The sequence below is a fragment of the Nonomuraea phyllanthi genome, assembly GCF_006334985.2.
Taxonomy (GTDB): Bacteria; Actinomycetota; Actinomycetes; order Streptosporangiales; family Streptosporangiaceae; genus Nonomuraea; species Nonomuraea phyllanthi.
In genome coordinates this window covers 171,006-193,424 of record NZ_VDLX02000011.1, presented here as the reverse complement: position 1 = coordinate 193,424, position 22,419 = coordinate 171,006, and the positions used below count along the sequence as shown (strand labels likewise).

Sequence of the window (22,419 nt, the reverse complement as noted above, 5' to 3'; positions counted from 1 at the left end):
GCCCAGACCATATACGATTTCGTATCATCATGGAACTAGTTAAACTGATTGAACATGTCTAATATGCGTTATCGTGACAGTGATGCAGGTGGACCAACCGCTTGAGGCGGGAGCGCAGACGTACCTGGCCCTCCGTGTCGTGACGCTGCACTGGGAGGCAGCGGGAATCGTGTCCGTCATCCTCGGCTCGGACGACGGCGCGGCCCTTCCGGCGTGGACACCCGGCGCTCACATCGACGTCGAGCTGGCCTCGAACCTCGTCCGGCAGTACTCCCTCAGCGGCGATCCCGCCGACCGTTCGTCCTACCGGATCACCGTGGCGCTCGAACCGGGCGGCCGCGGCGGGTCGAGGCACGTCCACGAACGGCTCCGGGTCGGCGAGATGCTGACCGTGAGCGCGCCCCGCAGCACATTCCCCTTCGCCGACGCCCCGCGCTATGTCTTCGTCGCGGGCGGCATCGGCATCACTCCCCTGCTGCCGATGATGCGGCGCGCCACTGCCATGGGCAGGCCATCGGATCTGTATCTCGCCGTCCGTTCCCGTCACGCGATCCCGTTCCGTGACGAGTTGGCGGACGGCACCGGGACCGTCCACGTGTTCGCCTCGGACGAGGGACGGCGCCTCGACCTGCGCGAGGCCATCGCACGGGCGCACCCCGCGGCGGCCATCTACTGCTGCGGCCCCGAACGGATGCTGGTCGAGGCGGAGCAGCACGCCCGCGACCGCGGGCGCGAGGTCACGGTGGAGCGCTTCCGGGCCAGGCCGTTGAGCGAGCCGGTGCGCCAGGGGACCTTCGTGGTGCGCTGCGCGCGCTCGCAGCGGTCCGTCACGGTCGAACCCGGACGGAGCATTCTCGACACCTTGGAGAGCGCCGGCATCGGCGTGCCCTCCTCCTGCCGCGAAGGCGTCTGCGGCACCTGCGAGCTGGCCGTGCTCGACGGCGCGGTCGACCACCGCGACTCGATCCTCACCGACGCGGAGAAACGAGCCAACGAAACCATGATGGTCTGCGTCTCGCGGGCCCTGACAGAGGAACTGGAACTCGATGTCTGATGTGACGACCACCCACGCCACCGAGGCCGCCGCCGATACGGGAACCGCCTACGGGCTGGAGCTCGGCGGGCCACTGGACGACCTCGCCCGGGTCGGCCCCGGCACGCCGTTCGGGGAGGTGCTGCGCCGGTACTGGCATCCGATCTCGAAGGCCGAGAAGGCCACCACCACCCCGCGGCGCGTCAAGGTCCTGGGTGAGGAGCTCATCCTCTTCCGCACCCGACGCGGCGAGCCCGCCCTGCTGCATCCGCGCTGCATCCACCGCGGCGCCTCGCTCTACTACGGAGGCGTGGAAGAGGACGGCATTCGCTGCTGCTACCACGGCTGGGTCTTCGATCCGCAGGGCCACTGCCTGGAGCAGCCCTGCGAGCCCGACCTCGGCCAGCACCGCGACAAGGTCCGCCAGCCGTGGTATCCGGTGCGGGAACGCTACGGACTGGTGTGGGCCTACCTGGGCCCCGCGGGCAAGAAGCCCGTCCTCCCCCGCTACGACGTCTTCGAGACCATCCCCGAGGGGCAGCAGCTGATCGTGAACGACGCCGGCGTCGGTGGCGGCGGGCCGGAGGTGCTGGACTTCAACTGGCTCCAGCACTGGGAGAACGTGATGGACCCCTTCCACGTGCCGATCCTGCACGCGCGGTTCAGCGGCGAGCAGTTCACCGCGGAGATGGCCGTGATACCCGAGGTCACCTTCGAGTACACGCCGGTCGGGGTCCGCTCGACGCAGATCAGGAAACTCGACGATCAGCGGGCGCTGCGCCGGCGCACCGAGGTGATGTTCCCCAACCTCCGTGTCGTGCCCAGCCCGCGGCTCACGCCCGGCCCGACCAACCTGATCGGATGGGTGGTGCCCGAGGACGACACCACCTTCCGGATCTTCACCCTCGCGGTCCACGAGGATCCCGACTTCCTGGTCAAGCTACGCTCCACCTTCGGCGGCAAGCCGTGGGCCGAGCTCAGCGAGGAGGAGCACCGGCGCATGCCCGGTGACTACGAGGCCCAGAAGAGCCAGGGGCCGATCTCGCTGCACTCCGAGGACCACCTCACTACCACCGACCAGGGCGTGGCGATGCTGCGCCGGATGATGGCCAGGCAGATCCGTGCCGTCACCGCCGGCGACGACCCGGTCGGTGTGATCCGCGACCCCGCCGACGAGATCGTCGGCATCACCGGCGGCAACTTCTTCCTCACCCGCGAAGAGGCCCTGGCGGAGGGACTCGTGGATGCCTAGCCCCGCCGCGCTCCTGGCCAAATACACCCCGGCGGCCGTCACCGCGGGGAGGCCGCTGGCCGTGCTCGGCGTCGACGGTGTCGTCGTCCTCGAAGGCGAGGCGCGCGTGCCGGCCCGGCTCGAGCACCTGTCGGCACGGGGAAAGTGGGTGCGCGATCTCCAGGTGCCCGACGGCACCCGCGAGGCCGTCGCGCACCTCGCACGACGCTACGGCATCGTCTGGGCCTCCGAGTGGGGGCCGAACGCGCACCTCGCGCTTGCCGGGGTGCTCGGCCTGCCCGCCGCCCCGTGGCCCTATCTGCCGGTGCAGTTCAACAAGCTGGCCGCCATCCGGGAGTACGCCGCCGGCCGGCCCTGGGTGTGGATCGATGACCCGGTCGTCGACCTGGACCCGCTGCCCGGCGAACCGGGCGGCGTCATCGTCCGGGTCGACCCCGCCCGGGGCCTGGCGGGACTCGACCTTTCCGTGATCGACGAGGCCGTCTTCGGCCCGGCCGCTTGACGGATGTCCTGTCAGGGAACCTCGACGACGTGGAAGTCGTCGTAGACGGTCTGGTGGCGCCGGACGGCATCGGCGGTGGCCGCCCGGTCCCCTGCGACGATCGCGGCGACCAGCTTCTCGTGGATCTCCAGCCGGACCCGGGAATTCGGCGGGATGCCGTCATCGGCGACATAGAAGTCGTCGTGTGACTCCACGTAGGCCAGCAGGCTGAGATAGACCGTCTTCAGAACGGGATTGGGGACGATCTCGGCGATGCGGCGGTGCAGCAGCCAGTTGGCCCGCAGGCCGGCGACCCGGTCGCTCCACGTCGCGCGGAGCTGTTCGAGAAGCCGGGTGAGGTCTTCGGCGTCGGCCGCGGAGCGGTGCTCGGCGGCCGCCTGCGCGACGGCGGGTTCCAGGGCGTCGATCACCCGGACGCAGTCGATCGCGGTGCTCGGCACGTCCTGGAGGTTGAGGAATCCGCTGCCGATCACGGCCTGCGCCGTTCGCTGGGCGACGAAGATGCCGCCCTGCGGACCGGTGCGGGTCGTGATCAGCCCCTTGGCCTCGAGAACGCGCACCGCCTCGGCGATGGTCGTCGGCGCCACCCCGAACCTGCCGGCGAGCTCCGCGCGGGTGCCGAGCCGGCTGCCCACCCGCAGGCGCCCCTCGACGATACCGTCTTCGATCTCGGACGCGACCGCTTCGACGGCTGAGCGCCGGCGCGGAACAGCTCGTGGAACAGACATGGTGGATCCAGTATCGCAGGCCGGCGGCGTTCGAGCGGCCGGCGCACGACCGGGTGAGGCCACCCGGCGGCGCGCGCCCCCGGCCCGCGATCCCGTCGGAGATCTCAGGCGATGGCCTCGGGCAGGCCCACCACGGTCTTGGTCTCCAGGAACTCCTCGATGCCGTACCGTCCGCACTCGCGGCCGACGCCCGAGCGTCTGTAACCCCCGAAGGGGGCCGCGACGTTGAGTCCTGCCCCGTTGACGCTCACCATCCCGGTGCGCAGGCGGCGGGCCACCGCCAGCGCTCGGGCCGGGTCCGCCGACCACACGCCACCCGACAAGCCGTACTCGGAGTCGTTGGCGATGGCGACGGCCTCGTCCTCGGTGGCATAGCTCATGATCGAGAGGACCGGTCCGAAGATCTCCTCGCGGGCGATCGTCATCTCCGGCCGCACCCGGGAGAAGACCGTCGGGGTGACGTAGGCGCCCGGCCCCCCGGTTCCCGCGCCACCCGCGATGGTTTCCGTGCCGCCCACGATGAGCCGCGCGCCCTCCGCGACCCCCGCGCGAATGTAGTCCTGGACGATCCGCTGCTGCCGCCGCGACGCCTGCGGGCCGAGTTTGGTGGCCGGGTCGGACGGCGGTCCGGGCACCCACCCGGCCGCCGCATCGGCCGCGAGCCGCTCGACCTCCTCCAGCAGGTGCTCGGGCACGAGCAGCCTGGTCAGGGCGGCGCAGATCTGGCCGGAGTTGGCGAAGCAGCCGCCGACGGCCTGCGGGACGACCGTCTCCAGGTCGGCGTCGTCGAGCACGATGCCGGCCGACTTCCCGCCGAGCTCCAGGGTGACCTTCTTGACCGTGCGGGCGGCCAGCTCGGCCACGCGCGCTCCCGCCCGTACGGATCCGGTCAGCGTGACCACGTCCACCAGCGGGTGCGCGACAAGCGCCTCCCCGGTGACCGGGCCGTCGCCTGGCACCAGGTTGAACACCCCCGCGGGCACTCCGGCGGCCTGGACGATCTCGGCGAAGACGTACGCGTCCAGCGGGGTCAGCTCGCTCGGCTTGAGCACGACCGTGCACCCGGCCACCAGCGCCGCTCCCACCTTGAGCGCGATCTGGTGCAGCGGGAAGTTCCATGGGGTGATCGCCGCGACCACGCCGGCGGGCTCGCGTACCACCAGGGCGCCGCCGATGGACTCCTCCGCCGCGTAGTCGCGGCCCGCTTTGACGATCTCGTCGAGATCGGCCAGCGCGACGCCCAGCTGCGCCTGCCTGGCGAACGTGATGGGCGTCCCCATCTGGAGGGTGAGCAGCCCGGCCAGTTCCTCCCGGCGCTCCTCGACCCCGGCCCTGATCCGCTCGACCAGTGCGACGCGCTCCGCCATCGAAACCTGGGACCAGGCCGGGAAGGCCGCGGCGGCGGCACGGACCGCGGCGTCGACGTCCGCGACCGAGCCGGCCGGGACCCGTCCCACCACCTGATCGGTTGCCGGGTCGACCACGTCGAGTGTGGCGGGGGCGTCGCCCAGCGGGGCGGTCCACGCACCGGCGATCAGCAGGTCATCGCGCTCGATCATGACGTCTCCAGTGGTGCGGGGCGCGGCACGCCCTCATGGATCAGATGCCAGGGGCCGGGGAACTCTCCGACGGGAGCGTCGACGAGCACCGGCTCGTTGGCGGTCAGCGCCTCCTTCAGCACCGCCTCCAGCTCCTCAGGGCCGCTCGCCCGCGCGGCGGCGATCCCGAAGGCGTCGGCGAGCTTGGCGTAGTCGGGATTGACCAGGTCGCTGGCGAAGTAGCGGGCGCCGAAGCGGTTCTTCTGGATCCGCCGGACGTTGCCGAAGTAGCCGTCGTTGAACACCACCGTCACCGTGGCCAGGCCGTACTTCTTCGCCGTGGAGAGCTCCTGGAGGGTCCAGGAGAACCCTCCGTCGCCGGTGACGGAGACGACGGGCCGCTCCGGGGCGGCCGTCTTCGCGCCGAGCGCGGTCGCGAAGCCGTATCCCAGCGTGCCCTGGTATCCCGGCGTGAGGTAGGTGCGCGGCCGGTAGACCGGGAAGCAGACATTGCCCGCGTAGCCGATCTGGGTCAGCTCGCTCACCAGGACGCCGTCGTCGGGCAGCGTGGAACGGATCGCCTTCAGGTAGGCCCGTTGCGGGGCGATGTCGGCGTACTGCTCCTCCAGCCACGCCCGTACCGCGTCGAACTCGGCCACGCGGGACTCACGGTCGGCGCCGCGCAACTCCTCGGCCAGCGCGGCGAGCGCCAGCCGGGCGTCCGCGTGCACGCCGAGCTCGGGAGCACGGGGCTCGCCGAGGTCGGCGGCCTCGGCGTTGATCAGGACCAGCCGGGCCCGGGCCGTGTTCACCTGGCCGCCGAACGCGGTCACGAAGCGGGTGCCCACCGCGAGCACGACGTCGGCGTCCTCGCGCAGCCGGCGAAACGCGAGCGCGTCGAACGCGAGCCGATGCCTGGCGGAGATCGCGCCACGGCCGTTCTCGCTCATCACCACCGGCGCGTGCAGGATCTCCGCCAGTTCGCGCAGTTCCTCCGAGGCGCCGGCGGCGATCACACCGCCACCCGCGTAGATCACCGGCCGCCGGGAGCCGCGCAGCATCTCGGCCACGGCGTCGATCGGCTTCTGGTCCGGAACGGCGGGCGCGGCCGGAGCGGCGCCGGGGATCTGGACGTCGGCCCGCGCGGCGAGCACGTCAGGGGGGATCTCCAGGCCGACAGGGCGGGGCCGTCCCGAGCGCAGCTCGGCGAAAGCGCGGTGGACCAGGCCCGGGATGTCCTCGGGACGCTTCGCCATGCCGCTCCACTTGGTGAGCGTACGCAGGATGCCGCTCTGGTCGGGGATCTCGTGCAGCGCGCCGAGCCCCCTGCCGATCGCCCCCGAGTCGATCTGCCCGCAGACGTACAGCAGCGGGGAGGAGCAGGCGTACCCGGTGGCGAGGCCGGCCAGGCCGTTCAGCATGCCCGGCCCCGGCACCACCATCGCGACGCCGGGCCGGCCGGTGGATCGCGCGTAGCCGTCGGCCATGTAGGTCGCGGCCTGCTCGTTACGCACGCAGGTGAAGGCGATGTCGTCGCCGGCGTGGTAGAGCGCGTCCGCGGCATGGTCGAGCTGCACGCCGGGGATGCCGAAGATCTGGCTGACGCCGTTGGCCGCCAGCGAACGGGCGAGAGCCTCGCCGCCCGTCATGTCCATGGGTCTCCTTAGGGAAAGTGATCGGCCGAGGACCGGAACCCGACCGCGCATCCCCGAACCAGGCTTATCTCATAAACCATATATATGGTTATGGCTGTTGTCGGAGAGTGTCAACCATTTGTATGGTTTCTATGGATCGGCGGAAGCATGATGGCTCCGCCGCGCGGCGAACGATCTACAGTTGACGGCGTCGCCGTCCAGGGGAGAAGCCGGAATGTACGACGCAGAGACGGTCACCCAGGTGACCTTCGACCACAGCGACGCGCGGTCGTCGATCGCCGAGACGCTGGTCGAGCGCATCGAAGAGACGATTCGCCGCAACCACCTCGCACCGGGCCGCCGCCTGGGCACCAAGGACGAACTGCGCCAGCAGTTCGGCGTCGCGCCCGCGACGCTGGCCGAGGCCATCCGGGTGCTGCGCCTGCGCGGCGTGCTGGACGTGCGCCCGGGGCCGGGCGGCGGCATCTTCGTCGCCGAGCAGTCGCCCCTGGTCCGGCTCGGCCACGACATGCTCCAGCTCGGCGCAGGCGGCGCCTCGGTCAAGCACTGCCTGGCCGTTCTGGACGTCCTCGACCAGGAGGTGGCGCTCGACGCGGCCGCCCACCGCACCGAACAGGACATCGACGAACTGACCGAGATGATCGAGCGGCTGCGGCAGTCCTGGCCCGACCCGGCCGAGGCCCAGCGCCGCAACTGGGACCTGCACCGCCGGCTCGCCCTGATCTCCCCCAACACCCTGCTGCGCACCATGTACACCCGGCTGGTCGACTACATCAGCAGAGACCTGTCCTCCGCCATCACCGCGGAGGACTTCCGCAAGGGCTCGGCAGACCGGCTGCAGGTCCACGTCGACCTGGTGGAAGCGGTGATCCGGGGCGACCAGCGCGGCGCCGAGGCCATGGCCCTGCGCCACCGCGGCCTGACGCGCGACGATCGCTGACCTGCGGGCCGAGGAAGGGCCGCAGGACGGGCAAGGGGCCGGCGCCGACGGGGGCGCCGGCCCCTTCCGCGTCTTGCAGCTCCACCGAAATCATTATATAGATTTAGGTGATTAGGTTCCATGGTCAGAGGAGTGAGATGACCGTCAAGCACCGCCCCTCCATCGACGGGCTGGCCGCCTACAAGCCGGGCCGGGCTCCCGCGGCGGGCCGTCCCCAGGTCAAGCTCTCGTCGAACGAGATGCCGTTCGGGCCGTTGCCGGCCGTGCTGGACGCGATCTCACACGCGGCCGCGACGTTGAACCGCTACCCCGACTTCCACCGGGTGCGGCTGACCGAGGCGCTGGCCGAGCGGCACGGCGTGGATCCGTCGCAGGTGGTCGTGGACAACGGTTCCGGTGCGCTGCTGCAGGTGCTGGCCTCGGTCATCGCCGGTCCGGGCGACGAGATCCTCCACGCGTGGCGGGCCTTCGAGAGCTACCCGATCGTGACCGCGGTCTCGGGGGCGACCGGGGTCACCGTCCCACTGGACGACCGGTACACCCATGACCTGCCCGCGATGGCGGCGGCGGTGACCGACCGCACCCGGATGGCGATCGTGTGCAACCCGAACAACCCGACCGGCACCGTGGTCTCCCGCGCCGAGCTGGACCGGCTGCTCGACGCGCTGCCCGACGACGTGCTGCTCGTCCTGGACGAGGCCTATCACGACTTCGTCACCGACCCCCGCTCGCCGTGCGGCATCGACCTCGTCGGCGAGCGGCCCAACGTCGCCGTGCTGCGGACGTTCTCCAAGGCGTACGGCCTCGCCGGGCTGCGGGTCGGATACTGCGTGACCCGGCCGGAGACGGCCGAGCTGATCAGGAAGGCGGTCGTCGGGTTCTCGGTCTCCACCCTGGCTCAGGCCGGCGCCCTCGCCGCTCTGGACCCGGAGTCGGACGTCGAGCTCAAGCGGCGCGTCGCGCACGTCGTCGAGGAGCGCACCCGTGTCGCCGCGGAGCTGGCCCGGCTGGGCGTGCCCGTCGTCCCCAGCCAGGCCAACTTCGTGTTCATGCCGATGCCCGACGGCCCCGCCATGGCCGCCGCGCTGGAGGAGCGCGGAGTGATCCTGCGGGCCTACGGCACGGACGGGCTGCGCGTCACCATCGGCACGACCGAGGAGAACGACCGCTTTCTCGCCCTCGCCGCCGAGCTGCTGCGAAGGTCCTGACTCCTCTCCTGCGGGCGCCGCGGGCCGGCGCCCGCAGGAGACAGGACAGCGGACGGTGGCGGCCGATCCGGTGGCCTCGCTCAGCCCCGGGCCGCGACGTGTCGCATCGCGAGCGCGGCGAGGGCCACGGCCTGGTCGGCGAGCACGCCGTCGTCGAACAGCGCGCGCGGCGAGTGATTCATCTCCGCCCGCGCCGGGTCGACGTGCGACGGCGTCGCCCCCAGGAACACGAAGGCTCCCGGCACCTCGTCGAGCACGAAGGAGAAGTCCTCCGAGGCCATCACGGGTGACTCCAGCCGGAGCACGCGCTCGGCCCCGAAGGTCTCGGTCAGCGTGTTCAGGGCGCTTTCAGCACGTTCGGTGTCGTTGACGGTGACGGGATAGACGACCTCGAACTCCGTCTCGGCGCGGCAGCCGTGGGCCGTGGCGATGCCCTGCGCCAGCGCCGGCAGCTCCGTGGCCAGGCGCTCGGAGGCCGCCTTCGACAGGGTGCGGACCGTCGCGCCGAGCTCGGCCCGCTCCGGGATGACGTTCAGCACCTCGCTCGCCGCGAGCTTCGTCACCGAGATGACGACCGGATCGAACACGGAGACGCGCCGGGTGACGTACGACTGCAGCGCGAGCACGATCTCGGCGAGCACCGGCACCGGATCCACGGCCTCGTGCGGGCGCGAGCTGTGCCCGCCGGATCCGATCACCCGCGTGCGCAGCACGTTCGCACCGCCCATGAGCGGGCCGGGACGCGTGGAGAACGTGCCGGGCGCACCGGGCAGGACATGGATGCCGTAGGCCGCCTCGACGCGCTGCCCGGCCGCCTCGAGAACGCCCTCGTCGATCATCAAGGGCGCTCCCCCGCCGGCCTCCTCCCCCGGCTGGAACATGAGGACGACCGAGCCGCGGATCTGCGATCGCCGCGCCGCGAGCAGCCGCGCCGCCCCGACCAGGCCGGCGACGTGCAGGTCATGACCGCAGGCGTGCATCGCGCCGTTGCGCGAGGCGTACTCCAGCCCGGTCTCCTCGCCGATCGCGAGCCCGTCCATGTCCGCCCGAAGCAGCACCGAAGGGCCGGGCCGGTCGCCACGGAGGACGGCGGTCACGGAGCTGAGGCGCTCGCCTGTGCGGATCTCGAGATCGAGTGGCCTGAGTGCCTGGATGATCGCCGCCTGGGTGCGCGGCAGTTCGAAGCCCACCTCGGGCTCGCGGTGCAGACGGCGCCGAAGCGCGACGAGACCGTCACGGAGGCCGGCGGCGTCGGCGCGCAGCGAGCCGGGTGTCAACGCGCTCATCGCCCGGCCCGCCGATCCGCGTCCGCACGTGGCGTCCCGGCCGCCATCGCTCTCATCGCTCAGCCCACCGATCCGCCACCACGGGCGCGCCGTTGCCGGCCCGGTAGACCTCGCGGCCGAGGATGTGCACGCGCTCGACGGCCGAGCCGAGATCGAGCGGGTCGCCGCTCCACACGACGACGTCGCCGTCGCGGCCCGGCTCCAGCGCGCCGACCCGCTCGCCGAGCCCGGCGATCGAGGCCGCGGCCGAGCTGATCGCCGCGATCGCCTCGTCCCAGGTCAGTCCGGCTCGTCGGGCGACGGCCGCCTGCAGGACGAGAGCGTCGATCGGCACCACGGGATGGTCCGTGCAGATGGCGGTGCGGACACCGGCGCGCGCCAGCGTGACGAGGTTGCCCACGGACGCCTCCCGGGTCTCGACCTTGCCCCGGGTGCTGAGCACCGGGCCGAAGATGACGGGCACGTCGCGCTCGGCCAGCTCGGCGGCGAGCCGGTGGGCCTCGGTGCCGTGGTTGAGCACCAGGCGCAGGCCGAACTCGTCGGCGATCCGCAGCGCGGTCGCGATGTCGTCGTGGCGGTGCACGTGCTGGTCCCACGCGAGGTCGCCCGCCAGCGCGGCGGCGAGCGCCTCCTTGCCGAGGTCGCGTGCGAAGAACTCGCCCTTGTCGCGGGCCTCTGCCTGCCGGGCTGCGTACTCGCCCGCCGCGATGAGCGCCCGCCGGATGACGAGCGCGACACCGAGCCGGGTACGCGGCAGCCGGCCGCGCTCGCCCCAGGCGCTCTTGGGGTTCTCGCCCAGAGCCGACTTCACCCCGGCCGGCTGCTTGACGACCTGCTCGTCGACGGTCCGCCCACCCCAGGTCTTCATGGCCACGCTCGTCCCGCCGATCGGGTTGCCCGATCCGGGCTTCACGACCACGGTCGTGACCCCGCCCGCGAGCGCGTCCCGGAAGGCGCGGTCCTCGATGTTGACGGCGTCGATGGCACGCACGGCGGACATGTCGGGTTCGCTGACCTCGCTGGCATCCGCCCCCGCGGGGCCCTCGCCGTCCTCGTGGGCGCCGATGTGCGTGTGCGCGTCGACGAACCCGGGGAGCACCCAGCGCCCGCCCGCCTCGACGACGGGGACGCCCTCGGGCACGAGTGGATCGTCGTCCACGCGTTCGATGACGCCTTCTCGCACCAGGACCGTGCCGCGGTCGATGACGCGACCGGTGCCGGTCACCACGCGTCCACCGACGAATGCGACCTCCGCCATGCTCACTTCCCTTCCCTGCCGTTGCCGTGCGCGGCCACCTGCCGCGCCTCCACGTCGATCACGCCGCTCCCCCGCCGATGAACGCCCTGAGGTCGGCCGACAGCGCGGCCAGGCCGGCGGGATCGGTGTACATCATGTGCCCGGCGGGGTAGCGTCCCTCGCTCAGGCGCGCGGCCGGCAGCCCGTACTGCGCGCGCAGGTGCTCGAGCGACCCGACGGTCGTCAGGGTGTCGAAGTAGCCGGTGCCGAAGAACAGGCGCGCGCCGGCGTTGGCGCGCAGCAGCGCCGCGAGGTGGGCCGGGTAGTCGAACACCGCGAAGGGCGAGGGCATCGCGCTGCCGCCGAACCGGGAGACGGCCGCGCTTTCGAGGTAGTTCCAGCGCTCGTGAGCGGCGACCGCGATGCGGTAGCGGCGCTTGCGGGGGATGCCGAGGTGCTCGGTGAACAGCCGCCGCGCGGCGGCGTAGAAGACCGGATCGAGCCGTACGGACGCCGCGTCGACCTGCGGCTCGCCCGCACCGGCCGGGACGGGCAAGGTGTAGCGCGCGTCGGTCAGGCCGAGCACGAGTCCCCGGTCGGCGAGCAGCAGCGTACGGAACTCCTGCGTGTCCACGCGGAGGCGGCGCGCCCGGAGTTCGGCTTGGCCGAGCCCGGTGAAGCCCGCCAGCCGCTCGACGACGGCGTCGGGCATCGCGCCGCCGAGCAGCGCCGCCGCGTAGTCGCCGACGGCGAACGCGTGCGCCCGGCGCACCACCTCGTCCAGGGCCAGCGCGCCGTGGGCGCCTTTCCCGTGGTACCACGCGGCGGCCGCGAGCAGCGGGAGGGCGGCGACGAACCCCGCGGGGTTGCCGGGGCGCTGCGTGGTCTCCTGCGCGTTCACGCACTGGCCGAGCATGGCGACACCGGAGACCACGACCGGCTCCTCGGCCGTGAGAAGGGCCGTGGCGGTGAGCGCGGCCCGGATCGTGCCGTAGCTCTCGCCGAGCAGGTGGACGGGCGATTCCAGACGGTGGTGACGCTCCAGCCACGAGCGCACGATCTGCGCGGTGATCGCGGCGTCGCGCTCGGCGCCCGAGATCGCGGCGGGGTCGACGCCGTCGGCGAGCCGGCCGAAGCCGGTGTCGATCGGGTCGACGAACACCAGGTCGGCGGTGTCGATGAGGGCGTCGGGACTCACCGCCAGCGTGTCCCGCGCCACGGGCGCGGCGTCGAGATCGCCGGGGACCGCGGCCCGCCAGGGGCCGAGCCCGCCGAGGTGGAGCCACACCGAGGAACAGCCCGGCCCGCCGTTGAAGAGGAAGAGCACCGGGCGCTCCACCTCCGCCGCGTCCCGGACATACGCGAAGGTCCATGCCTCGCCGAGCGGGCGCCCCGCGTCGCCGGCGATCGGGAGGCGATCTGCGGTCGCCGTGAAGTCGACCGGGGCGTCACGCACCACCGTGGAGTGCCGGCTCATGTAGCGCTTGGGCATATCGTGGTCCTCGCGAAGCCATCGCATAAATGGTTATAATCATTTGAGACCATATGGAACCTACGTTACAGGTGTCAATACCGCCCATCTTTGAGGGGAGCAGGATGACCGAGCGCGAAAGTGCGGTCGACGCCGAGGAACGCGTCGAGACCCGGCACACCATCCGGTTCGGCGAGCGCACGCTCGAGTACACCGCGGCCGCGGGAACCGTCATCGTTCACAACGACCACGGGCAGCCCAGGGCGAGCATGTTCTACGTCGCGTACTCCGCTTCCCGCGAGGAAGGCGCCGCCAGGCGGCCGATCACCTTCCTGTTCAACGGCGGGCCAGGCTCGGCGAGCCTCTGGCTCAACATCGGCGGGTTCGGGCCGAAGCGCGCGCCGACCGCGACGCCGGAGGCGACCCCGCCCGCTCCGTACACCGTCGGCGACAACCCGCACAGCCTGCTGGAGCACAGCGATCTCGTCTTCCTCGACGCCCCCGGCACCGGCTATTCGCGCCTGCTCGGCGACACCCCGGCCGCCGAGATGTGGGGCGTCGACCAGGACGTCGACGCGTTCGCCCGCGCGATCACCCGCTACCTGACCCTCACCAACAGCTGGAACGCCCCCCGCTTCCTGTTCGGCGAGTCGTACGGGACCACCCGGGCGGCAGCGCTCGTGCATCGGCTGCAGAACCAGGGGCTCGACTTCAACGGCGTCGTGCTGCTCTCGACCATGCTCAACTGGGCGGAGAACCATCTCGGCCTCGACCAGGAGCACATCAACCTCCTGCCCTCACTCGCCGCGACCGCGTGGTACCACGGCCGGTCACGCATCGGCGCGACGAGCGTCCAGGAGGTGCTGGCCCAGGCGCGCGAGTTCGCGCAGGCCGAGTACGCGACCGCGCTCCAGTTCGGCGACCGGCTCCCCGCCGATCGCGAGCAGGCGGCGATCGAGCGCTTCAGCGCCTTCACGGGCCTCGACGCCGACCTCGTGCGCCAGCGGCGCTTCCGCATCGGCATGGAGCCGTTCCGCTACGCCCTCCTCGCCGACCAGGGCCGGGTCGTCGGCCGTTTCGACACCCGCTTCGTGGCCGATCACCAGTACGTGGTCGGCACCGGCTCGCACGACCCCGCGACCGACGACGCCGCCACCGCCGGCGTGAACAGCGCGCACCTCTCGGCGTTCCGGCAGCACCTCGCGAGCGACCTCGGCTACACGAGCGATCTGCACTATCGCCACCTGTACAACATGGTGATCTCGCGCGCCTGGGACTGGCACCACAAGGCCCCCGGCATCGACGAGCCCATGCCGGTGCCCGTCGTGAGCCTCGACCTGTCGGCGGCGATGCGCCGCAACCCGAACCTGCGGGTCGCGGTGATGGGCGGCATCTACGACCTCGCGACCCCGTTCTTCGGCGCCGAGGTCGACATCGCCAAGCTGTATCTCGCCCCGCATCTGCGCGAGAACATCGAGTTCCGCTTCTACGAATCGGGGCACATGACGTTCGTCGACGAGGTCGTCGTGGCGAGGATGAAGGCCGACCTAGCGTCCTTCTACGCCCGGGCGACCGCCCACAAGCCGGTCGATCCCTCCTGACCTCCGCCGCGCCGGCGGCCCATCACCATCAGGCCGCCGGCTGCGTCCTCACCCGGCCTCGTGGTCGGCACCTCAACCTCGCGGTCAGCGCCCCGGCCGCGCGGTCAACCGAGGTGCCGGAGCGCCAGCGACGCCAGCGCGACGGCCTGGTCGGCGAGGACGGCGTCGTCGAAGACGACGTGCGGCGAATGGTTCGGCGCAGCCGTCTCGTGATCGAGGTCGCGCGGTGTCGCGCGGAGAAAGACGAAGGCCCCGGGCACCTCGCGCAGCACGTAGCTGAAATCCTCCGACCCCATGACGGGTGCGGGCGAGACGCGAACGCGCTCGCCGCCGAACGTCGCCGACAGCGTGGCCAGCGCGTCGCTCGCGAGCGCGGGATCGTTGACCGTCGGCGGGCACAGCACGCGCACCTCGACGTCGGCGCCGCACCCGTGCGCGGCGGCCACGCTCCTGACGAGTCCGGGAAGCTCGGCCTGCAACCGGGTGAGCACGTCCATGGACAGCATGCGGATCGTCGCGCCGAGCTCGGCCTCGCCCGTGATGATGTTGCGGGCCGCTCCGCCCGCCCGCAGCCGCGTCGTGGTGAGCACCACAGGGTTGAAGACGTCGAACCGGCGCGTCACGAACGTCTGGAGCGCCTGGACGAGCTCGGCGGCGGCCGGCACGGGATCGACCGTGAGGTGCGGGGCGGACGCGTGGCCGCCCCGGCCACGGACGACTACGTCCAGCTCGGCGCAGCCCGCCATGAGCGGTCCTGGGCGTGTCGAGAAGACGCCGAACTCGCCCGGCACCACGTGGATGCCGTACGCCGCCACGGGACGCGCCCCCGCGGCGTCGAGCACCCCCTCCGCGATCATGCGAGCGGCGCCGTCCCCGAGCTCCTCGCCGGGCTGGAACATGAACACGACGTCGCCGGCGAGCTCCTCGCGCCGCCCGTGCAGCAGCATCGCCGCGCCCACGAGTCCGGCCACGTGCAGATCGTGCCCGCACGCGTGCATCGCCTCTCCACGCGCGCGGTACGGCAGGTCGGCCTCCTCGCGCATGGGCAGCGCGTCCATGTCGGCACGCAGCAGCACGGCCGGCCCTGGACTGCCGCCTCTGAGGACCGCCACGACCGAGTCCAGTTCCCTGCCCAGCGTGATCTCGACGTCGAGGTCCGCCAGCGCGGCGATGATCCGCTGCTGGGTCCTCGGCAGCCGCAGGCCGAGCTCGGGGTCGGCATGCAGCTCCCGGCGCAGCCCGATGAGCTCGGGCAGGATCCGGCGGGCGTGCTCGCGCATCACCGGGCACCTTCCGGGTCGGTGAGCCGCAGCAGGTGATCGGTTCCGGCGTTCTCGATGCGCGGGATCGCCGACACGAGCGCCCGGGTGTACGGCCGGCGCGGATTCGCGACGATCGCCGCCGCGTCACCGTGCTCGACCACGCGTCCCCGGCTCATCACCGCGGTGGTGTCGGCGATGTAGCGGACGGCGGCGAGGTTGTGGGTGATGAAGATCATCGAAAGGTCGAGCTCGCGCTGCAGGTCGCGGATGAGGTTGAGCACCGCGCCCTGGACCGAGGCGTCGAGCGCCGAGGTGATCTCGTCGGCGACGATCAGCCGCGGGCGCACGGCGAGGCACCGCGCGATGGCCACGCGCTGCCGCATCCCGCCCGAGATCTGCGACGGGTACTGGCCGGTGACCGCCGCCTTCAGGCGCACGAGATCGAGCAGTTCGCGGACGGACGCGGCCCGCTGCTTCGCGTCGAGATCGCCGTGCGTGGTCAGGGCCTCCTCGATCGTCTCGCCGACCGTCATGCGCGGGTTCAGCGACGAGTAGGGATCCTGGAAGATCATCTGTACGTCCCGGGCCCGGCGACGACGGTCGACCCCGCGCGTGCGCAGCAGGTCGTCGCCGTCGAGCGTGACGCGCCCGGACGTCGCCCGCTGCAGGCCGGCGACCGTGCGCGCGACGGTGGACTTGCCCGACCCCGACTCCCCGACCAGGCCCACGATCGTGCCGTGCGGCACGGTCAGTGAAACCCCGTCGACGGCGTTGACGGCACGGTGGCGGTGACCGAAGGTCACGACCAGGTCCTCGATGACGAGCTCGGCCATCAGGCCTCCACCTCCTCGCGCCCGGGCGCGGTGTCAGGCGCGGTCGCGTCCTGCGGGTGCCAGCACGCCACCCGGCCCAGGTGACGGTGCGGAGCCAGAACCGGGGTCTCGGTCCGGCAGCGGTCGGTCGCGAACGCGCAGCGGGCGGCGAAGGCGCACCCTGGCACGGGCCGCGACAGGTCCGGCGGCTCGCCCGGGATCGTCACCAGCTGCCGGGTGCGGTCGGTGCCGAGGTCGGGAAGCGAGGCCGTGAGGGCCCTCGTGTACGGGTGCGCGAGGCGTTCCGGGGTCGCCAGGAGGGCGCAGTCGACGTCCTCGACGATCCGGCCGGCGTACATCACGAGGATCCGCCCGCAGAGCTCGGCCAGAACGGCGACGTCGTGCGACACGACGATGGCGGCCGTGCCCGACTCGGCGCACCCGCGCCGCAGGAGCGCGAGCACGCGCCGTTGGACGGTCACGTCGAGCGCCGTGGTCGGCTCGTCGGCGATGATGAGGGACGGCGAGCCGATCTGCGACATCGCGATGAGCGCACGCTGCCGCATCCCTCCCGAGAACTCGTGCGGGAACTGCTGGGCGCGGTGCTCGGCATCGGGGATCCGCACGTCGTCGAGCGCTCGAACCGACATCTCACGTGCCTGCCTGCGCCCGGCGTTGCCGTGGACACGCGGGACCTCGGCAAGCTGGGCACCGACACGCAGGGCCGGGTTCAACGCGGTGAGCGAGTCCTGGAACACCACGCCGACACGGGTTCCGAGCACCTTGCCCGCGGCCGCGGGCGTGAGACCGGTCAGGTCCTCGCCGTCGAACCGCAACCGCCGCGCGGTCACCGCCGCACCCGCGGGGGCGAGCTGCGCGACCGACATCACGGTGACGCTCTTGCCGCTGCCGGACTCGCCGACCACCCCCACGATCTCCCCTGGCGCGATGCGGAAGGAGACATCCTGGACGGGGGTGATCCAGCCGTCCGGTCCGGGGAAGGACACCGACAGCCCGTCGACCTCAAGGAGCGGGACGACCGTGTCCACTCCCTCCTCCGTGCTCTCCTTCGGGGTCGCGGACGGCGTCTCCACCGGTCGCGCGGCGACCGGCGCCGGGCCGAGCCGACGAGGCGGCAACGCCTTCCCGTGCTCGCGGTGGCGCAGATGCGCGGCGAGCGACTCGCCGAGCATGCTGAAGGCGAGACCGGCGAACACGACCGCCACACCGGGACCGATGGCGGCGACGGGCGAGTTGTACACCTCCCCGAATCCCTCGCTGAGCAGGCGGCCCCAGTCGAAGTCCGGGGGCTGGACGCCGACGCCGAGGAAGCTCAGGCTCGACAGCGCGAGCAGGCCGCCGCCGATCGAGGTGGTCACGTTGACGATGACGGGCTCGGCGATGTTCGGGAGCACGTACCGGGTGAACTGGCGCCTCCGGGAAACGCCGAGCATGCGGGCGGCGGCAAGGTACTCGGATCCGCCGACGCGCGAGGACAGCGTCTGCGCGAGGCGCGCGAACGACGGCGCCATCGTGAGCGCGAGGGCGACCACCGCGGTCGTGGCCCCCGTACCCAGGAGGATCACGGTGAGCATGGCGATGAGGAGCACGGGGAACGCGAGCCACGTGCCGATGACGCCGGCGAACCACCGCTGGGCGCGCGCGCCGAGCACCGCGGGCAGGGCACCGAGCAGCAGGCCGGCGCACGCGCCGATGGCGGTGGCCGCGACGGCCATCACCAGCGACAGCCTCGTGGCCACGAGCGTGCGCAGGAGCACGTCACGGCCGAGCTTGTCGGTGCCGAGCAGGTGCTCGGCCGACGAGGGCAGCGTGATGGCGTCGGGATTCGCCGCCGCGGCCTGCCCGCCCCACAGCACCGGAGCGAGCACGGCCAGCACGACCAGCACCCCGAGCATGCACGCGGCGGTGATCGCCATCGGCTGCCGCAGCAGGGCGGAACGGCGGGTCGTCATGAGGTCTCCAACAGCGAGGTACGCCGGTCGAGCAAGGAGAGCACGAGGTCGACCAGCAGGTTGACCACGAGGATGATCGCGGCGTACACGAGCGCGAGGCCCTGGACGATGCCGTAGTCCTTCGTGGTGATGGCTCCGACGAAGGCGGTTCCGAGCCCTGGCCAGTTGAACACCTGCTCGACGAGCACGCTGCCGGCGATCATCGCCGCGAGCAGCGTCCCGCCGATCGTGAGCGTCGCGGTCAGCATGTTCGGCAGAGCGTGCCGGAAGTAGATCATCCAGGCGGGAAGCCGCTTCGAGCGTGCCGTGCGCACGTAGTCGTCCTTGAGCGTGTTGAGTGCCTCGATGCGGGCGATGCGGGCGATGGACGCCGCGGCCGAGACGGACAGGGCGATCACCGGCAGCAGGTACGACGCGGGACCCGTGCGCCCGGCCACCGGCAACGCGTGCAGCGTGATGGCGAAGACGATGACGAGGACCACGCCCAGGAGGTATTCGGGGATGGCGGCGATGAACGCCGTGACCCCGGTGAAGGCCATCTCCGTGCCCCGGCGGCCGTTGCCCTGGGTGATGATCGCGATGCCGAGTCCCACGGGAACGGCGACGAGCAGCACGGCCAGGAAGGCGATGCCGGCGAGCTCGAGCGTCGCCGGCAGGCGATGCGAGACGAGCTCGGTGACGGAGCGGCCCGTGATGAGCGAGACGCCGAGATCACCCCGGAACAGCCCCGAGAGGTAATCGAGGTACTGCAGGACGAGCGGATCGTTCAGGCCGAGCTGCTCCCGCCGGGCCTGGACCACGCTCTCGTCGGCGGTCGCGCCCAGCGCGGAACGGACGGGGTCGCCGCCCGCGATCCGCAGCACGAGGAACGCGACCGTGACGATCACCCACATGGCGACGAGCATGCGCCCCGTGCGCCGCAGGAGGAAGCCGAGCCACCGGTTGCCGAGAGGGCGGCCGGACGCGGATGTCGGACGCGTCATCGGACTACTTCGACACGCGCAGGCTGGTGGGCACGACGAGCGTATTGGAGTTCAGGCTGAACGTGACGCCGTTGCCGTAGGTGGTCTCGGTCGACTCGTACAGCGGCATCAGTTCGAGGTCCTTGACCAGCGAGCTCTGCGCGGCCGCCCAGCTCTCGCAGCTCTCCTCCCCCGCGTGGCCCTGCGCCGTGGCGGCCAGCTCGAAGAACTCCTTGTTGGTGTTGTACGTCCAGTTGCCGCCCTTCGGGGGGAAGTCACCCGAGAAGATGCCCTGCCACGTGCTCGGGAGGGTGGTCGAGATGGGAGCCCACACCAGGTCCCATTCGCCGCCCTGGAAGATGACGTCGGTGTACGACGGTGACGGCGTCGGGGTCGCCTTCACGCCGATCTTGGCGAGATCCTGCTGGATGAGTTCGATGCCCGCGACGGTCGACTTGTCGGAGTTCGCGGGGTAGAGCAGCACGAGCGACAGCGGGTGGCCGTCCTTCGCCCGCGTGCCGTCCGCGCCCTTGGCCCAGCCGGCCTTGTCGAGCGCGGCGCCGGCGGCGTTCTGGTCGAACGCCGTGAGCGCCGGAGTGATGTCGGTGGTTTTGCAGACGTTGCTGTACGACGTCGTGAGGCTCTTCATCGGCACGCCGCGACCGCCCGTGCTCACCTTGCCCACCGCGTCGCGGTCGATGGCGCCGGCGAGCGCCTGGCGTACGGCCAGGTCGTGGGTCGCGCGGCCCTTGGCCTGGTTGAAGAAGAGCAGGCCTGGGCGGGCCGGCACGTCGATCGTGCTGAGGCCGAGCGGGTCGAGACGCTTGCGGTCGTCGCCGGAGACCAGCCCGAGGTTCACCTCGCCCGACTGGAGCATGTTGGCGATCGTCGACTCGCTCTCGACGACCTGGACGGTCACGGTGGCGGGCAGGCCCGGCGTCTTGGCGTTCACTCCGCCGGCTCCCCACGCGTACTCGGGGCGCAGCGTGAGCGTGTAGCTCTGGCCGGGTGACGACCCGGTGAGCTTGTACGGGCCGGTGCCGAGCCACTCCTTGTCGAGCCGCGCGGGGTCGGTCGAGCCCGCCTGGCACACGATCGGCATGAGGCCGATCGTGGCGAGCAGGAAGCTCTGCGGATCATCACTGTGGAACGTGACGGTGCGGCTCGCGTCGTCGGCGTCGATCTTGAGCCCGGTGGCAGGGAAGTAGACGCCGCTGTAGGGGGACCCTGTCTCCTTGCGGCCGGCGTACTCGAAGCTCGCCTTGACATCGCTCGCGGTCAGCTTGGAGCCGTCGGCGCACACGACGCCGTCCTTGAGGGTGAAGCTCACCTCGGTGGTCGACTCCTGCCACTTCTCGGCGAGCAGCCCTTGGGGGTCGGCACCGGCGACGAAGGACATCAGGGACTCATAGCCGAACGCGGCGAGACTCTGGGCCGCCACGGTCGCGTTCTTGATGGGGTTGAGCTGGCCCGGGTCGCCGGCGAGCGCGTAGGTCACGCTGTCCGACGTTGCGTCGCCGTCGCCCGTTCCGGAGCAGCCGGTCAGGGCGAGGGCGGTCGCTCCCATGGCACCGAGGAGGGTAGCAATGCTTCGTTTCATGGTGGGTCCTTGCAACACAGACGCGAGGGACACGTCCGGCGACTAAATGACTGTTATGAATTATGTAGATACTGATGTTGCGCAGGTGTAACGATTCGTGCGCACCAGCGTGCCGTCCCCGAGACGAGCTCGGACCCCGGGAACCGCCCGAACCCCGGCGCCCGAGCCCTGCCGCTCATGGCCGCCATAACGTGCGGGAGGTGGCATGGACCTGGGGGCCGAGGATGCCGGCGACGCGCGAGACCTCACGGGTGACCCGTGCTTCGACGAGCAGTTCGTCGCCGGCCAGTTCCTTCATTGGACCCCTCCCGCCTGATGGCGGAACACTGTATTCGTTACAATGATTTATGGCAACCATGTCTTCCGGGAGGGCACACCACGGGCGGCGGCTGCGGGCCAGGATGAGCTGCGCGCTGCACCGGTCACTGCCACCTCGGGCTGATCAACCGGTCAACGTGCTGGGATTCGGAAACTCGCGGGAGCAGGTGGCGTTGGCGCAGGCGAAGTCCCGCTCGGGGAGCGTGTCAGCAGGGCTGGAGGGCGGGCAGGCGGCCCTCGAAGAAGGCTCCCGGAGTGACGCCCATCAACGTACGGAACTCGGCCGTCATGTGGGACTGGTCGTAGTAGCCGGCGGCCGCGGCCAGGTCGGCCCAGCGGGGGCCGTTGGCATGAGCGAGGGCGAGGGTTGCGCGCACGCGTTCGATGCGTTCGAAGCGTTTGGGTGGCAAGCCGACCGCCTCGGCGAACAGGGTGCGCAGGTGGCGTTCGCTGACGGCGAGGTGGCGGGCGATGGCGGGCAGCGGTTCGCGTCGCCTCCCTGTTCGGCCGCGCAGCGCCTGGACGGCGGCCCGGACCAGGTCGCCTCGCGCCCGGTCCGGCGAAGGCCTGGCCGACAGCGCCGCCTCCAGATGGTCGAGTATCAGGCCGTGGTCTCCGCCCGCCTGCATCAGCGCGGCTTCCAGCCGGTCGGATGCGGCGCCCCAGAGTTCCCCGAGGCAGACCACCCGGTCCGTGAGCTCGCTCACCGGGACGCCGAGCAGCGGCCGGGCGACGCCGGGACGCAGCCGCAAGCGCAGGCAGAGCGGGATGTCCTTGCCGACGTAGTACGAGGCGCGCGTGCGCGGGCCGATCACGAGCAGGTCGCCGTGCCCGGCGGAGGTCGTACGGAAGATCAGGGACGTGTCGGCGTCGGGGACGTGCACGAGCGGTTGCCGCTCCCCCGCCGCGGGATCGTCCGCTCTCAGCACGCTCACCGCCTTGACCAGCGGCCGCAGACCGGCCGGCACGGCCATCGGGACCTCGATGCTCACACACCACACGGTAGCCGGGCCGCCGGGTGCGCGAGCGTGCCGAAAGTTC

19 protein-coding genes are annotated in these 22,419 nt (G+C 71.6%); 6 read left to right on the top strand and 13 right to left on the bottom strand.

Features of this window, described 5'->3' with window-relative positions:
* The first annotated feature begins 88 nt into the window (after positions 1 to 88).
* The 3 genes from FH608_RS28445 to FH608_RS28435 are packed head-to-tail and all read left to right on the top strand — an operon-like array spanning position 89 to position 2,787.
* Positions 89 to 1,054: a PDR/VanB family oxidoreductase gene (locus FH608_RS28445; RefSeq protein WP_193318670.1), complete on the top strand. Its 966-nt coding sequence runs from the start codon at positions 89 to 91 to the stop codon at positions 1,052 to 1,054.
* On the top strand, positions 1,047 to 2,285 hold the full coding sequence (locus FH608_RS28440) for an aromatic ring-hydroxylating dioxygenase subunit alpha (protein ID WP_139633679.1): 1,239 nt from the start codon (positions 1,047 to 1,049) through the stop codon (positions 2,283 to 2,285). The genes FH608_RS28445 and FH608_RS28440 overlap by 8 nt, the downstream gene beginning before the upstream one ends.
* Positions 2,278 to 2,787 (top strand): hypothetical protein, encoded by a 510-nt coding sequence (locus FH608_RS28435; protein WP_139633678.1) that lies wholly within the window; start codon positions 2,278 to 2,280, stop codon positions 2,785 to 2,787. Before FH608_RS28440 ends, FH608_RS28435 begins: the two co-directional genes overlap by 8 nt.
* 11 nt (positions 2,788 to 2,798) lie before the next feature.
* On the opposite strand, the gene FH608_RS28430 is transcribed toward FH608_RS28435, so the two are convergent.
* From FH608_RS28430 to FH608_RS28420, 3 genes are all read right to left on the bottom strand, one after another.
* Positions 2,799 to 3,515 (bottom strand): FadR/GntR family transcriptional regulator, encoded by a 717-nt coding sequence (locus tag FH608_RS28430; protein ID WP_139633677.1) that lies wholly within the window; start codon positions 3,513 to 3,515, stop codon positions 2,799 to 2,801.
* Positions 3,516 to 3,619: 104 nt separating this feature from the next.
* Complete coding sequence (locus tag FH608_RS28425; protein WP_139633676.1) at positions 3,620 to 5,074, bottom strand: aldehyde dehydrogenase family protein; 1,455 nt, start codon at positions 5,072 to 5,074, stop codon at positions 3,620 to 3,622.
* Positions 5,071 to 6,708, bottom strand: a complete 1,638-nt coding sequence (locus tag FH608_RS28420) for a thiamine pyrophosphate-dependent enzyme (protein WP_226899987.1) — start codon at positions 6,706 to 6,708, stop codon at positions 5,071 to 5,073. Before FH608_RS28420 ends, FH608_RS28425 begins: the two co-directional genes overlap by 4 nt.
* A gap of 214 nt (positions 6,709 to 6,922) precedes the next feature.
* On the opposite strand from FH608_RS28420, the gene FH608_RS28415 reads away from it, so the two are divergent.
* Entirely contained in the window at positions 6,923 to 7,648 is a 726-nt protein-coding gene (locus FH608_RS28415; RefSeq protein WP_139633675.1) for a FadR/GntR family transcriptional regulator, read from the top strand.
* A 137-nt stretch (positions 7,649 to 7,785) separates the two neighbouring features.
* Entirely contained in the window at positions 7,786 to 8,856 is a 1,071-nt protein-coding gene (hisC, locus tag FH608_RS28410) for a histidinol-phosphate transaminase (protein WP_139633674.1), read from the top strand.
* Between the two features lie 80 nt (positions 8,857 to 8,936).
* Here the strand turns inward: hisC and FH608_RS28405 are convergent, their stop codons facing one another.
* Genes FH608_RS28405 through FH608_RS28395 form a run of 3 tightly spaced genes read right to left on the bottom strand, consistent with a single transcriptional unit; the run spans position 8,937 to position 12,871 of the window.
* Positions 8,937 to 10,142 (bottom strand): M20 metallopeptidase family protein, encoded by a 1,206-nt coding sequence (locus FH608_RS28405; RefSeq protein ID WP_139633673.1) that lies wholly within the window; start codon positions 10,140 to 10,142, stop codon positions 8,937 to 8,939.
* Between the two features lie 52 nt (positions 10,143 to 10,194).
* Complete coding sequence (locus tag FH608_RS28400) at positions 10,195 to 11,400, bottom strand: amidohydrolase family protein (protein WP_193318669.1); 1,206 nt, start codon at positions 11,398 to 11,400, stop codon at positions 10,195 to 10,197.
* Between the two features lie 58 nt (positions 11,401 to 11,458).
* Positions 11,459 to 12,871, bottom strand: coding sequence for a S10 family serine carboxypeptidase-like protein (locus FH608_RS28395; protein ID WP_193318668.1), 1,413 nt, complete (start codon positions 12,869 to 12,871; stop codon positions 11,459 to 11,461).
* A gap of 104 nt (positions 12,872 to 12,975) precedes the next feature.
* On the opposite strand from FH608_RS28395, the gene FH608_RS28390 reads away from it, so the two are divergent.
* The gene (locus FH608_RS28390) at positions 12,976 to 14,451 is read left to right on the top strand and encodes a S10 family peptidase (RefSeq protein ID WP_193318667.1); all 1,476 of its coding nucleotides are present in this window, start codon (positions 12,976 to 12,978) and stop codon (positions 14,449 to 14,451) included.
* Between the two features lie 104 nt (positions 14,452 to 14,555).
* On the opposite strand, the gene FH608_RS28385 is transcribed toward FH608_RS28390, so the two are convergent.
* The 7 genes from FH608_RS28385 to FH608_RS28360 all read right to left on the bottom strand — a co-directional run bounded on the left by FH608_RS28385 (position 14,556) and on the right by FH608_RS28360 (position 22,370).
* Positions 14,556 to 15,731 carry a M20 metallopeptidase family protein gene (locus FH608_RS28385; RefSeq protein ID WP_139633669.1) on the bottom strand — a complete coding sequence of 392 codons (1,176 nt, stop codon included), beginning with the start codon at positions 15,729 to 15,731 and terminating at the stop codon, positions 14,556 to 14,558.
* Entirely contained in the window at positions 15,731 to 16,546 is an 816-nt protein-coding gene (locus tag FH608_RS28380) for an ATP-binding cassette domain-containing protein (protein ID WP_139633668.1), read from the bottom strand. Before FH608_RS28380 ends, FH608_RS28385 begins: the two co-directional genes overlap by 1 nt.
* Complete coding sequence (locus tag FH608_RS28375; RefSeq protein WP_139633667.1) at positions 16,546 to 18,498, bottom strand: dipeptide/oligopeptide/nickel ABC transporter permease/ATP-binding protein; 1,953 nt, start codon at positions 18,496 to 18,498, stop codon at positions 16,546 to 16,548. Before FH608_RS28375 ends, FH608_RS28380 begins: the two co-directional genes overlap by 1 nt.
* Positions 18,495 to 19,481 carry an ABC transporter permease gene (locus tag FH608_RS28370; RefSeq protein WP_139633666.1) on the bottom strand — a complete coding sequence of 329 codons (987 nt, stop codon included), beginning with the start codon at positions 19,479 to 19,481 and terminating at the stop codon, positions 18,495 to 18,497. The genes FH608_RS28375 and FH608_RS28370 overlap by 4 nt, the downstream gene beginning before the upstream one ends.
* A 4-nt stretch (positions 19,482 to 19,485) precedes the next feature.
* Positions 19,486 to 21,027 (bottom strand): ABC transporter substrate-binding protein, encoded by a 1,542-nt coding sequence (locus FH608_RS28365; protein ID WP_193318666.1) that lies wholly within the window; start codon positions 21,025 to 21,027, stop codon positions 19,486 to 19,488.
* Positions 21,028 to 21,235: 208 nt separating this feature from the next.
* The gene (locus tag FH608_RS53885) at positions 21,236 to 21,358 is read right to left on the bottom strand and encodes a hypothetical protein (protein ID WP_263008676.1); all 123 of its coding nucleotides are present in this window, start codon (positions 21,356 to 21,358) and stop codon (positions 21,236 to 21,238) included.
* Positions 21,359 to 21,584: 226 nt separating this feature from the next.
* Positions 21,585 to 22,370, bottom strand: a complete 786-nt coding sequence (locus tag FH608_RS28360; RefSeq protein WP_226899986.1) for a helix-turn-helix domain-containing protein — start codon at positions 22,368 to 22,370, stop codon at positions 21,585 to 21,587.
* Between the last annotated feature and the right edge of the window lie 49 nt (positions 22,371 to 22,419).

Excerpts from the sequence above, each read along its gene's own strand:
- FH608_RS28385 (WP_139633669.1), bottom strand. The coding sequence starts at position 15,731 with ATGCGCGAGCACGCCCGCCGGATCCTGCCCGAGCTCATCGGGCTGCGC.
- FH608_RS28415 (WP_139633675.1), top strand. The coding sequence starts at position 6,923 with ATGTACGACGCAGAGACGGTCACCCAGGTGACCTTCGACCACAGCGAC.
- FH608_RS28420 (WP_226899987.1), bottom strand. The coding sequence starts at position 6,708 with ATGGACATGACGGGCGGCGAGGCTCTCGCCCGTTCGCTGGCGGCCAAC.
- FH608_RS28430 (WP_139633677.1), bottom strand. The coding sequence starts at position 3,515 with ATGTCTGTTCCACGAGCTGTTCCGCGCCGGCGCTCAGCCGTCGAAGCG.
- FH608_RS28395 (WP_193318668.1), bottom strand. The coding sequence starts at position 12,871 with ATGCCCAAGCGCTACATGAGCCGGCACTCCACGGTGGTGCGTGACGCC.
- FH608_RS28425 (WP_139633676.1), bottom strand. The coding sequence starts at position 5,074 with ATGATCGAGCGCGATGACCTGCTGATCGCCGGTGCGTGGACCGCCCCG.
- FH608_RS28400 (WP_193318669.1), bottom strand. The coding sequence starts at position 11,400 with ATGGCGGAGGTCGCATTCGTCGGTGGACGCGTGGTGACCGGCACCGGT.
- FH608_RS28435 (WP_139633678.1), top strand. The coding sequence starts at position 2,278 with ATGCCTAGCCCCGCCGCGCTCCTGGCCAAATACACCCCGGCGGCCGTC.
- FH608_RS28375 (WP_139633667.1), bottom strand. The coding sequence starts at position 18,498 with ATGACGACCCGCCGTTCCGCCCTGCTGCGGCAGCCGATGGCGATCACC.
- FH608_RS53885 (WP_263008676.1), bottom strand. The coding sequence starts at position 21,358 with ATGAAGGAACTGGCCGGCGACGAACTGCTCGTCGAAGCACGGGTCACC.
- hisC (WP_139633674.1), top strand. The coding sequence starts at position 7,786 with ATGACCGTCAAGCACCGCCCCTCCATCGACGGGCTGGCCGCCTACAAG.
- FH608_RS28405 (WP_139633673.1), bottom strand. The coding sequence starts at position 10,142 with ATGAGCGCGTTGACACCCGGCTCGCTGCGCGCCGACGCCGCCGGCCTC.
- FH608_RS28370 (WP_139633666.1), bottom strand. The coding sequence starts at position 19,481 with ATGACGCGTCCGACATCCGCGTCCGGCCGCCCTCTCGGCAACCGGTGG.
- FH608_RS28390 (WP_193318667.1), top strand. The coding sequence starts at position 12,976 with ATGACCGAGCGCGAAAGTGCGGTCGACGCCGAGGAACGCGTCGAGACC.
- FH608_RS28440 (WP_139633679.1), top strand. The coding sequence starts at position 1,047 with ATGTCTGATGTGACGACCACCCACGCCACCGAGGCCGCCGCCGATACG.
- FH608_RS28380 (WP_139633668.1), bottom strand. The coding sequence starts at position 16,546 with ATGGCCGAGCTCGTCATCGAGGACCTGGTCGTGACCTTCGGTCACCGC.
- FH608_RS28365 (WP_193318666.1), bottom strand. The coding sequence starts at position 21,027 with ATGGGAGCGACCGCCCTCGCCCTGACCGGCTGCTCCGGAACGGGCGAC.